General features: G+C 74.7%; 8 protein-coding genes and 4 pseudogenes. 5 read left to right on the forward strand and 7 right to left on the reverse strand.

What is annotated here, in order from left to right:
• Positions 1-239 precede the first annotated feature (239 nt).
• The 3 genes from GV126_RS18535 to GV126_RS18545 all read left to right on the forward strand — a co-directional run bounded on the left by GV126_RS18535 (position 240) and on the right by GV126_RS18545 (position 4,194).
• A complete protein-coding gene (locus GV126_RS18535; protein ID WP_159668100.1) occupies positions 240-1,730 on the forward strand; it encodes an MFS transporter in 1,491 nt (496 codons plus the stop codon).
• A 150-nt stretch (positions 1,731-1,880) separates the two neighbouring features.
• Positions 1,881-2,885, forward strand: a complete 1,005-nt coding sequence (locus tag GV126_RS18540; RefSeq protein ID WP_185947740.1) for a zinc-binding alcohol dehydrogenase family protein — start codon at positions 1,881-1,883, stop codon at positions 2,883-2,885.
• A 154-nt stretch (positions 2,886-3,039) separates the two neighbouring features.
• Positions 3,040-4,194, forward strand: coding sequence for a PP2C family protein-serine/threonine phosphatase (locus GV126_RS18545; protein WP_159668106.1), 1,155 nt, complete (start codon positions 3,040-3,042; stop codon positions 4,192-4,194).
• A gap of 49 nt (positions 4,195-4,243) precedes the next feature.
• On the opposite strand, the gene crcB (GV126_RS18550) is transcribed toward GV126_RS18545, so the two are convergent.
• From crcB (GV126_RS18550) to GV126_RS37860, 5 genes and pseudogenes are all read right to left on the reverse strand, one after another.
• On the reverse strand, positions 4,244-4,618 hold the full coding sequence (gene crcB / locus GV126_RS18550) for a fluoride efflux transporter CrcB (protein ID WP_159668109.1): 375 nt from the start codon (positions 4,616-4,618) through the stop codon (positions 4,244-4,246).
• Positions 4,615-5,034 carry a DUF190 domain-containing protein gene (locus GV126_RS18555; protein WP_236570045.1) on the reverse strand — a complete coding sequence of 140 codons (420 nt, stop codon included), beginning with the start codon at positions 5,032-5,034 and terminating at the stop codon, positions 4,615-4,617. Before GV126_RS18555 ends, crcB (GV126_RS18550) begins: the two co-directional genes overlap by 4 nt.
• Entirely contained in the window at positions 5,031-5,531 is a 501-nt protein-coding gene (gene crcB / locus GV126_RS18560) for a fluoride efflux transporter CrcB (RefSeq protein WP_159668112.1), read from the reverse strand. Before crcB (GV126_RS18560) ends, GV126_RS18555 begins: the two co-directional genes overlap by 4 nt.
• A gap of 231 nt (positions 5,532-5,762) precedes the next feature.
• Positions 5,763-7,684: pseudogene (locus GV126_RS18565) on the reverse strand (heavy metal translocating P-type ATPase); the annotation flags it as partial.
• 103 nt (positions 7,685-7,787) lie between these two features.
• Positions 7,788-8,633, reverse strand: a pseudogene (locus tag GV126_RS37860) (diacylglycerol kinase family protein); the annotation flags it as partial.
• 229 nt (positions 8,634-8,862) lie between these two features.
• Between GV126_RS37860 and GV126_RS18575 the strand changes: the two are divergent.
• A complete protein-coding gene (locus tag GV126_RS18575; protein WP_028421094.1) occupies positions 8,863-10,146 on the forward strand; it encodes an adenylosuccinate synthase in 1,284 nt (427 codons plus the stop codon).
• Between the two features lie 175 nt (positions 10,147-10,321).
• Here the strand turns inward: GV126_RS18575 and GV126_RS18580 are convergent, their stop codons facing one another.
• Complete coding sequence (locus tag GV126_RS18580; protein ID WP_159668115.1) at positions 10,322-11,107, reverse strand: alpha/beta fold hydrolase; 786 nt, start codon at positions 11,105-11,107, stop codon at positions 10,322-10,324.
• Positions 11,108-11,162: 55 nt separating this feature from the next.
• Positions 11,163-11,249: pseudogene (locus GV126_RS37865) on the reverse strand (putative DNA-mimic protein); the annotation flags it as partial.
• 5 nt (positions 11,250-11,254) lie between these two features.
• Between GV126_RS37865 and GV126_RS37690 the strand changes: the two are divergent.
• Positions 11,255-11,376: pseudogene (locus GV126_RS37690) on the forward strand (dual-specificity RNA methyltransferase RlmN); the annotation flags it as partial.

Here is an 11,376-nt window from a genome sequence, read left to right on the forward strand (position 1 = left end):
GGTCGGCGCTCCGCGGGGCGGGGCGCGCGGTCCGGACCGGCCGGCGCCCTGCCCCACCGGATCACTGCTCCGGCCGCCCGGGCGGCCCCGGGCGGCCGGACCGCCGCGAGCGGACCGGCCGGTCACGCTGTGGCGGTCCGGCGTCTTTCGCGGTACACCGGACGGGAGCCCTCCCCATCCTGGACGGCCACGGCGATCAGAATCCCTGGACGGTCACGGCGGTCAGAAAGTCGACGATCTTGGACCTCGGCCATGTCTCCGCTCCGGTGCGGATCTCCAGCCGCACCGGCCGGTGGATCCTGGTGACCACCGTGCTCGGCTCCAGCATGGCCCTGCTGGACTCCACCGTCGTCAACGTCGCCCTGCCGCGCATCGGCCACGACCTGAACGCCGATCTCGCCGCGCTGCAGTGGACGGTCAACGCCTACCTGGTCACGCTGGCCGGACTGATCCTGCTCGGCGGCTCCCTGGGCGACCGCTACGGCCGCCGGAAGATCTTCGTGCTCGGTGTCGTCTGGTTCGCCGCCGCCTCCCTGCTGTGCGGGCTGGCCCCGAGCGCGCACGTGCTGATCGCGGCCCGCGCCCTGCAGGGGATCGGCGGCGCCCTGCTCACCCCCGGGTCGCTCGCCCTGATCCAGGCCTCCTTCCATCCCGACGACCGGGGCCGGGCCGCGGGCCTGTGGTCCGGGTTCGGGGGCATCGGGGCCGCGGTCGGCCCGTTCCTCGGCGGCTGGCTGGTGGACGGTCCCGGCTGGCGCTGGGTGTTCCTGCTCAACGTGCCGGTGGCGCTGGTGTGCGCGCCCCTGGCCGTGCGGCACGTACCGGAGTCCTCCGACGGGCGGGGGCACGGCCGGTTCGACGTGCTCGGCGCCGTCCTCGGCGCGCTGGCCCTCGCCCTGGTGACCTATGCCCTGATCCAGGCCCGCGGCGACGTCGTCCCCGTCGCCCTGACCGGGGCGGCGGGCATCGTCGCCGCCGTCGCGTTCGTCTGCGTCGAACGGCGCGTGCCCGATCCGATGATGCCGCTGGACGTCTTCGCCTCCCGCCAGTTCAGCGCGGTCAACGTGGTCACGCTGGGCGTCTACGCGGCCTTCGGCGGCTTCTTCTTCCTCACCGCCCTCCAGCTCCAGGTCGTCTCCGGCTACTCGCCACTGCGCGCGGGCACCGCCCTGCTGCCCACGACCGTGCTGATGCTGCTGTTCTCGGCCCGCTCCGGCGCTCTCGCCGACCGGATCGGGCCGCGCCTGCCGCTCACCGTCGGGCCGCTGCTGTGCGCGGGCGCGATGCTGCTGATGCTGCGCGTCGGCCGGGACGCCGACTACCTCACGGACGTCCTGCCGGCCCTGGTGGTCATGGGCGCGGGCATGGTCACCCTGGTGGCCCCGCTGACCGCCACGGTGCTGGCCTCGGTGGACACCTCCCGGGCGGGTCTGGCCAGCGGCATCAACAACGCGGCGGCCCGCGCGGCCGGTCTGGTCGCGGTGGCCGCGCTGCCGCTGCTGTCCGGGATGGGCCCGGAGGCTTACCGCTCGGCGGACGCCTTCGACGCGGCCTTCCGGCGGGCGATGCCGATCTGCGCCGCGCTGCTGGTGGCGGCGGCGGTCCTCGCCTTCGCCACGGTCCGCCGCCCGGCCCCCGGCTGCCCGCGCCCGCACTGCCGCACCCACGGCGCGATGACGGCCCCGCCGCTGGAGGACGGCCGGCCCGGCCCGGCGCCCCGCACCCGGTGACCGAAGCGCCCACCGCTCCCGGCCGTCCCCTGTCCGCCGCGCGCACCGACGGGCCGGGGATGCCCCCGCACACCTCGACGTCCGGGCCGGGCGGCGGTCTCATGGACAGGTGAGGAGGTGCCGCGCATGGACACGACGATCCCGGCGGCCATGCGGGCCTGGGTGGCCTCCGCCTCCCGCCCGGGAACGGTCGAGCCCGCCGTGCTGCCGGTTCCGGTCCCCGCCGGCGACGAGCTGCTGGTGCGGGTGGCGGTGTGCGGAGTGTGCCGTACCGATCTGCACGTGCGGGACGGCGACCTGCCCGCACACCGCACGCGGGTGGTGCCGGGCCACGAGGCGGTCGGGGAGGTCGTCGCGGCCGGCCCGGACGCCACCGGCCCCGCGGCCGGCACCCGGGTCGGCATCCCGTGGCTGCGCCGGACGTGCGGGACGTGCGCCTTCTGCGGGCGCGGGCAGGAGAACCTGTGCCCGTCCTCGCGGTACACCGGCTGGGACGCCGACGGCGGCTACGCCGAGTACGCGACCGTGCCCGCCGCCTACGCCTACGAACTCCCGCAGGGCTACGCCGAGGAGGAGCTGGCCCCGCTGCTGTGCGCCGGGATCATCGGCTACCGGGCGCTGCGGCGCGCCGACCTGCCGCCCGGCGGTCACCTGGGCATCTACGGCTACGGCGCCTCCGCCCATCTCACCGCGCAGATCGCGCTCGCCCAGGGCGCGTCCGTCCACGTCTTCACCCGCTCCCCGGCCGCCCGGGGCCTGGCCCTGCGCCTGGGCGCCGCCTCGGCGGCCGATCCCTCGGCGCCACCGCCGCGGCCCCTGGACGCCGCGATCCTCTTCGCCCCGGCCGGTGAGCTGGTCCCCCTGGCCCTGCGGGCGCTGGGCAGCGGCGGCACGCTCAGCATCGCCGGCATCCACCTCAGCGCCATTCCTCCGCTGGACTACCGGCGGGATCTCTTCCGCGAGCGGACCGTGCGCAGCGTGACGGCCAACACCCGCGCGGACGGACGCGCGCTGTTCGCCGTGGCGGCCGCGCAGCCGCTGCGGGTCATGGTCACCCCGTACGCCTTCGACCGGGCGGACCGCGCTCTGGACGACCTCGCCGCGGGCCGCGTCAACGGGGTGGCAGTCCTGCGCGTACGGCCGGCGGGGTGCTGACAAGCATCGCCCTCGGGGACGAGCGTGGGGCGGGCCGGTGTTGCGGGTGCCGCCGACCCGTCCAGGGAGGCCGCCACGGTCGCGGGTCCCCGGCATCCGGAGCGATGCCGTGGTGCCCGGGCGTACGCGAGGGAGCAGGGGTACTCCGGTAGGCATGGATGCGGGGCATGAGCCGGGGGAGCGCCGCCTGCCGCCGTCGCCGGGCCGCGGACCGGTGGCCCTGCCCTTTGCGCTGATCGTGGTGATCACCGTGGTGGACGTGCACTCCCCGCAGGACGTGCACCTGGGTCCGTTGCTGGTCATCGCGCCGGCCCTGACCGCCTCGATGGCCGGTCCGCGCACGACCGCGCTGGCGGGGGCGCTGGCGGTGGCCGCCCAGGTGGCCATCGCCGTCTTCCACGGCGGGCTGACCACGACCAACCACCTCTCGCAGATCGCCGCCCTGACCGTGCTGTCCGCCCTGGTGGTCTTCGTGTGCCAGGTGCGCGACCGGCGCAGCCGGGAGTTGGTCCGGGCCCGCTCGGTGGCCGAGGCGGCGCAGCTGGTGCTGCTGCGGCCGCCACCGCGCCGGATGGGACCGTTGCGGGTCGCCTGGCTCTACCTGGCCGCCGAGGACGAGACCCGGGTCGGGGGCGACCTGTTCGCCGTCGCCCGCACCGACCACCCCGGCAGCCGCGTCATCATCGGCGATGTCCGCGGCAAGGGCCTGTCCGCCATCGGCGAGGCGTCCATGGTCCTGGGTGCCTTCCGGGAGGGCGCTCACCGGTACGCCACCCTGCCGGACCTCGCGGCGGCCCTGGAGGAGAGCGTGGCCCGGAACCTGGAGGAGGTCGCCGACACCGAGCACGACCCGGGCGAGCACTTCGTCACCGCCCTGCTGCTCGACATCCCCGACGACGGCTCACAGGCCGAGATGATCAACTTCGGTCATCCACCGCCCCTGGTGCTGCACGACGGCCGGGTCACGGTCCTGCACGCCCCCTCCCCCGCGCCTCCGCTGGGCGTGGGGGTGCTGCCCGGCTCGGCGCACCGCGCCGACGTCTTCACCTTCGAGGCCGGTGACATGCTGCTGCTCTACACCGACGGCGTCGTCGAAGCCCGCTCGCCGATGGGAGCGTTCTTCCCGCTCACGGAGCGGGCCGCCACCGTCTGCGGCTGCGGTCCCGAGGCGGCGGTGCGCCGGCTCCACCTCGACTTGGTCGGCCACATCGGTCACGAGCCCCGGGACGACGCCGCCCTCCTCGCCATCAAGCGCTCCGCCGGGCACCGCCCGCCCCATCTTCACCGGCCGCCGCCCCCGGAGGAATGACCCGGGGACGGATGCCGGGCGGCAGCGGCACAGGCTTCCCGCTGCCCGGTCACGCCCACAGGGCGTCGGCGAGCGACGCCCCGAGGAACGCCGCGCCCAGGCCCGCCACGACGCCGGCGACGACGTTGGCGACGGCGAAGAAGCGTGCCCCGCCCTCGGCCAGCCGCAGCGTCTCGTAGGAGAACGTCGAGTACGTCGTCAGGGCTCCGCACAGTCCGGTGCCGAGCAGCAGCTGCACGTGCGGCGAGGCCGCCCCGGCCGTCACGGCCCCCGACAGCAGGCCCAGGAGGAGGCAGCCGACCACGTTCACGGTGAACGTGCCCCACGGGAAGACGGTGTCGTGCCGTTTCTGCACCGCCCGGTCGGTCAGGTACCGCAGCGGCGCGCCGACCATGGCACCGACGACCACCAGCAGCCAGTTCACGCCTTCTCCTCCCTGTCCCCGTGCTGGTCCCCGCCCGCGTGCTGGTCCCCGCCCGCGTGCTGGTCCCCGCTCGCGTGCTTGTCCCGGCCCACGTACCGGATGACCTCGCAGTCGTCGAGGATCACCAGCCCCTCCGTCACCAGCTCGTCCAGCTGGGGCAGGAAGTCCCGCACCCGCTCCTCGGTGTCCACGATCACGATCGCCACCGGCAGATCCTCGCTCAGCGACAGGATCCGCGAGGTGTGGACCAGCGAGGAGGCGCCGAACCCCTCCACGCCGCGGAACACGGACGCCCCGGCGAGCCCGGCCCGGTGCGCCCGGTGCACGATCTCGCTGTAGAGGGGCCTGTGGTGCCAGACGTCGTTCTCGCCGATGAAGATCGTCACGCGCAGCGCGCGGCCCGTCAGTCTCGTCACCGCTGCCTCCCTGCCACCAGGCGGCGCGTCGCCGTCGCCGCGAGCCATACGGTCGCCAACGCCGCGCAGAGCGTCACGGCCAGATAGGCGAGCCCGGTCCGGGGACGGCCGCCGTCCACGAGCCCGTGCACGTCCACGGCGTACGTGGAGAACGTCGTGAACCCGCCCAGCACCCCGGTCCCGAAGAAGGGCCGGACCAGCGGGTGCACCGCGCGCACCTCGGTGATCAGCACCATGAACACGCCCATCACCGCACAGCCGACCGTGTTCACCCACAGCGTCGTCCAGGGGAACGCGCCCGCCGCCGTCGGCCACAGCAGCGACGCCCCGTACCGGGCCGAGGCCCCGACGGCGCCGCCGAGCGCGACCACCGCCACGGTCGGGCCCTGCCCCCCGTGGGACGGTACCCGCCGGGACGGCCACCGCCGGGCGGACGGTCGCGGACCGGTGCCGGGACGCGCGAGGTCGTCGGTCGTGCTGGTACGCGGCACTGTCATGAACGTACGTCTCCTACTCGCCGGGGCCCAGGTGCACGGGCACACGCCATCGCAAGTAGGGACTGTCGGCGGCGCCGTGCCGCGGTTCGGGTACGGCGAGCCCCACCGCCGCGCTGCGATCGCGGATCACAGCCGATCACCAGACTATCGTGCCTGCCCGCCGCCCGGCGCCCGGCGCCGGTCCCGCGGACCCCCGGTCCGGTCCGCGGCAGCGCCGTGGGATGCCGGGGCGTCCGCGGCCTCCGTGCGGGCCCGGCGCCAGGCGGCGTCGGTGAGCAGCCGCAGGCCGTTGAGGCCGACGATGACGGTGGAACCCTCGTGTCCCGCCACGCCCAGGGGCAGCGGCAGGGTGCCGGCCAGGTCCCACACGACCAGGCCGGTGATGAACACGGCGGCGATCGCCAGGTTCTCGACGACCAGCCGGCGCGCCCGGCGGGAGAGGCGGACGACGGCGGGGACGGTGGCCAGTTCGTCGCGGACGACGACGGCGTCGGCGGTCTCGAGCGCAAGGGCGGAACCCGCCCGGCCCATGGCGATGCCGGTGTGCGCCGCGGCCAGCGCGGGGGCGTCGTTGACGCCGTCGCCGACCACCAGCACCTTCCGCCCGGCCTGCTCCAGCTCCCGTACCGCCCGCACCTTGTCCTGCGGCAGTAGCCCGGCGCGGACGTCCGCGATGCCGACCTCCCCGGCGAGCCGGGCGGCCGCGCGCGGGTTGTCCCCGGTGACCAGCAGCGGGGCGGTACCCGTCAGCCGGCCCAGGGCCGCGACGGTGGCGGCGGCCTCCGCGCGCAGCCGGTCGGCGATGCCGAGTGCCCCCACCGGTGTGCCGTCGAGGAGGACCAGCACGGCGGTGCGGCACTCTTCCTCCAGGTCCGCGGCCACGGCGCGGGCGGGGTGACCTGCGGTGTCGTCCAGGAGGCGGGCGGGGCTGCCGACCGCGACGGTGCGGCCGGCCACCGTGGCGCTCACCCCGGAGCCCGGAGCGGAGGAGAAGTCCTCCACCGGCGGGACGTCCAGGCCGCGGGTGCGGGCGGCGTCCACGATCGCGCGGGCGAGCGGGTGCTCGCTGGGGTGCTCGGCCGCCGCCGCCAGCCGCAGCAGCTCCTCCTCGCTCAGGCCGGAGGCGGCCAGCGGGCGGATGTCGGTCACGCGCGGGGTGCCCTCGGTCAGGGTCCCGGTCTTGTCCAGGGCGACCGCGTCCACCTGGCCGAGGCGTTCCATGACCACGGCGGACTTCACCAGGACGCCGTGGCGGCCGGCGTTGGCGATCGCCGACAGCAGCGGCGGCATGGTGGCCAGCACGACGGCGCACGGCGAGGCGACGATCATGAACGTCATGGCGCGCAACAGCGTGGGCTGCAGCGCGGCGCCGAAGAGCAGCGGCACGGCGAACAGGGCGAGGGTGGCGGCGACCATGCCGAGGCTGTAGCGCTGTTCGACCTTCTCGATGAACAGCTGGGTGGGGGCCTTGGTCTCGGAGGCTTCCCGCACCAGGGCCACGATCCGGGCGATCACCGAGTCCCCGGGGTCCCGTTCGACCTTCACGCGCAGGGCGCCGGTGCCGTTGAGGGTGCCGGCGAAGACCTCGTCGCCCTCCTGCTTGGCCACCGGCAGCGGCTCGCCCGTGATGGACGCCTGGTCCACCTCGCTCGCCCCCTCCAGCACCCGGCCGTCGGCGCCGATCCGCTCACCGGGCCGGACCAGGACGATGTCGCCCACGCCGAGCCGCTCGGTCGGCACCTCCTCCTCGGTACCGTCGTCGGCGATCCGGGTCGCGGTCGCCGGGGCCAGGTCGAGCAGGCCGTGCACCGAGTCGGCGGTGCGGGCGGTGGCGACGGCCTCCAGCGCGCCGGAGACGGCGAAGATGACGATCAGCAGGGCCCCGTCCAGAACCTGCCCGATCGCCGCCGCGCCCAGCGCGGCGACGACCATCAGCAGGTCCACGTCCAGCGTCTTCTCGCGCAGGGCCTGCAGTCCGGCCCAGCCCGGTTCCCAGCCGCCGGTGGCGTAGGTGAGCGCGAACAGCGGCCCCCAGGCCCAGGCGGGAGCCCCGGCCAGGTACAGCGGCAGCGCGGCCAGGAACAGCACCAGCGCGGCGCCGCCCAGCGGGCCTCGGGCAGCGCGAGGATCCGGGTGCGGCGCCGGGGCGGCACGGGCTCGCCGACGGCGGCCGGGGCCGGACGGGTGGCGGGGGAAGGGCGGGGGACCGGGGGAGACAACGGAACGGGCCATCCGGCAGGACCACGGCGGGCGCCCCACCAGCCCCCAGGCCCCCTCCCGCACCGTCCACGTCCGGGTGCGCACCGGGCCCGACTCGACCGCGTCCGCCCGGTAGCGGAAGTGTGCGCCGGAGACGGTCACCGTGCGCCCCTCGGCCAGCACGGGCGTGGCCTCCGCGCCGGGCCCCGACAGCGGCCGTACCTGCACCTGCGCGCGCCCCGAGTCGCCCGGCGCGACCGACACCGCCTCCACCGGCTGGTCCAGGTCGACCACCGTCTCCCCGTCGACCTCCACGCGCAGCCGGGAGGAGCGCGGACCGGCGCCGCCCGGCGTGCGGGGCGGGCGGACGACCAGGGTCCGCACCAGGGACTGGCAGGTCCGCAGCCACTCACGCCCCGCGCCCGCGCCGACCGGGGCGGCATCCGCGGGCCCGTCCGCCGCCGGGCCCGCCGCCCGGATCTGCGGGGCCTGCCGCACAGCGGGCGGCGGGATGTGCAGGGTCCCCAGCACCACCCCGTCGCTGTCGTCGACGAGCAGGTCGCGCCGGCGTACGACCCCGTCGAGCACCGCCCGTGCCGCGGCCACCGGCCCGGCCGGCACACCGAGCGAGCGAGCCAGGGACATGACATCCCCGACCGGCACCACGGACAGCGCACACGCGTCCAGCTCCCGCCGCCGGTGCAGGACCGACACCGCCCGCAGCAGCGCCCGGTCGTCGCCGACCACCACCGGCCGCCGCGAGCCGCGCCGGGCCAGGGCGCGGGCGAACTCCTCCGGGTCCTCGGGCAGGCACACCTTGGTGACCGCACCCGCGCTGAGCACGTCTTTCGCGATCCGCACGGATTCCCCGTCCGTGCGCCGGGCGACCGGGTCGATGACCATCAGCAGCTGATCGGACGTCGTGAAGGTCGCCACCTCGGTCCTGCCTCGCTTCCTCGGGTAGCATCTTTGTGCAAGAGCCCCTTGCGCTATTGCGCCAGGGGCTTCGTCTATTCCGGGGCATCCGGTCCGACGGTTTGCGCGGCCGACGAGGGTCGCGCGGTGTACGCGGCGGTGAACCCGCGTACGCCCCTGACCTTGGACATGCCCCGCCCGGAAGGGGTGTACGCGCGTGCCCGCACTTGTGCTGCTCGGTGCTCAGTGGGGTGACGAGGGCAAGGGAAAGGCCACCGACCTGCTCGGTGGCTCGGTGGACTATGTGGTGCGTTACCAGGGCGGCAACAACGCCGGCCACACGGTCGTCGTCGGCGACCAGAAGTACGCACTGCACCTCCTCCCCTCCGGAATCCTGTCGCCCGGCTGTACGCCCGTCATCGGCAACGGCGTCGTCGTCGACCCGTCGGTCCTGCTCTCCGAGCTGAGCGGTCTGAACGAGCGCGGCGTCGACACGTCCAAGCTCCTGATCAGCGGCAACGCCCACATCATCACGCCGTACAACGTCACCGTGGACAAGGTGACGGAACGCTTCCTCGGCAAGCGCAAGATCGGCACCACGGGCCGCGGCATCGGCCCGACCTACGCGGACAAGATCAACCGCGTGGGCATCCGGGTCCAGGACCTGTACGACGAGTCGATCCTGACCCAGAAGGTCGAGGCGGCCCTCGACGTCAAGAACCAGATCCTGACCAAGCTGTACAACCGGCGCGCGATCGCCGCGGACCAGGTGGTCGAGGAGCTGCTGGGCTACGCCGAGCAGATCAAGCCGTACGTCGCCGACACGGTCCTGATCCTCAACAAGGCCCTGGACGAGAACAAGGTGGTCCTCTTCGAGGGCGGCCAGGGCACGCTGCTGGACATCGACCACGGCACGTACCCGTTCGTGACCTCGTCCAACCCGACTGCGGGCGGTGCCTGCACCGGCGCCGGCGTCGGCCCGACGAAGATCAGCCGCGTGATCGGCATCCTCAAGGCCTACACCACCCGCGTGGGCTCCGGCCCGTTCCCGACCGAGCTGTTCGACGAGGACGGCGAGGCGCTGCGCCGGATCGGCGGCGAGCGGGGCGTGACCACGGGCCGCGACCGCCGCTGCGGCTGGTTCGACGCGGTGATCGCCCGCTACGCCACCCGCGTGAACGGCCTGACCGACTTCTTCCTCACCAAGCTCGACGTCCTCACCGGCTGGGAGCGCATCCCGGTGTGCGTCGCCTACGAGATCGACGGCAAGCGGGTCGAGGAGCTGCCGTACTCGCAGACCGACTTCCACCACGCCAAGCCGGTCTACGAGTACCTGCCGGGCTGGCAGGAGGACATCACCAAGGCCAAGACCTTCTCCGACCTGCCGAAGAACGCCCAGGCGTACGTCAAGGCCCTGGAGGAGATGTCCGGCGCCCCGATCTCCGCGATCGGCGTCGGCCCGGGCCGCGACGAGACGATCGAGGTCAACTCGTTCCTGTGACGGTCCCTCCGGGGATCCGGGGCGTATGACGGAACGGCCGGTACGGTGATCCGACCGGCCGTTCCGCCGTCCGCGCCCGGACACGCGCCCAGAGCGCCCGGACACGCACCCAGGCACGCACGCACGCGCGTGCACGCGGACAGGGAGGACGGGCACGGGCCCGTGGCCGTCGGGACTACGGCGCCGGCACGGGGCCCTGGGCCAGCGCGGCCGCGGTGGCCTCGGCGAAGCCCTGCGGATTGTCCAGCATGATGTTGTGCCCGCAGTCGGGCACGGGTATCACGGCCACCCCCGCCACCGCCAGCTCTTCGGCGCCCGGCAGCGGCCCGTCGGCCTCGGGCAGCAGGTAGGTGCGCGGAACGCTCAGCTCCATCAGGAGCCGGCGCAGGGAGGGGTCGGTGCCGCGGACCAGGTGGACCGCGCTGCGGTGCAGTGCCTCGCGGCCCGCCAGGCGCATGGTGGACCACCAGTGCGCACCCACCCGGTCGCGGACCTCCTCCCAGCCGCCGGCCAGGAACTCCTCCTCGGTGTACGCGGCGATGCCGCTGCTGCCGCCGGCGCCGACACACGGCGCGATCGGGTCGAGGTTGGCGTCGATCAGCACCAGGCGGGAGACCAGGCGCGGGTGCCGGGCGGCCAGGACGATGGCCACCGAGCCGCCCATGCTGTGCGCGATGACCTCCGCCCCGCTGACGCCCGCGGCGGTCAACGCCTCGGCGAGCGCGTCGGCGTGGGCCTGGAGGCTGTAGTCGAAGCCGGCCGGCCGGTCGCTCAGGCCGTGGCCGAGCAGGTCGATCAGCAGCGAACGGCGGCCGGCCAGCAGCGGGTGCACCGCGGCCTCGGCGAAGTAGGCGGGCGAGGTGGCGCCCAGACCGTGCACGTAGACGCGGGAGGGTTCCCGCCCCGGCAGCTCCACCCAGCGGATCCGGTCTCCCTGGGCCGTCACTACGGCGTCACGCACGGTCTGCTCCCTGCTGTCGATGCTCCTGGAGAGGCGACGATAGCCAAGAGCGCGCTCAGCTGAACACGATCATCGCGCCCTGCGCCAGGCTCCGGGTCGCCGCCGTGTGCAGGCCGAGCCAGACGTGGCGTTCGCGGGCGTAGCTTCGAGTACAGCCAGAAGTCGGGGCGCCGGCTGTCCATCGAGTACGCGCTGATCCGGGACATCAACGACCAGGCCTGGCGCGGCGACCGGCTCGGCCGCCCCCCCCAGGGCAAGCCGGTGCACGT

Source organism: Streptomyces mexicanus, from assembly GCF_902506575.1.
GTDB classification, from domain to species: domain Bacteria; phylum Actinomycetota; class Actinomycetes; order Streptomycetales; family Streptomycetaceae; genus Streptomyces; species Streptomyces mexicanus.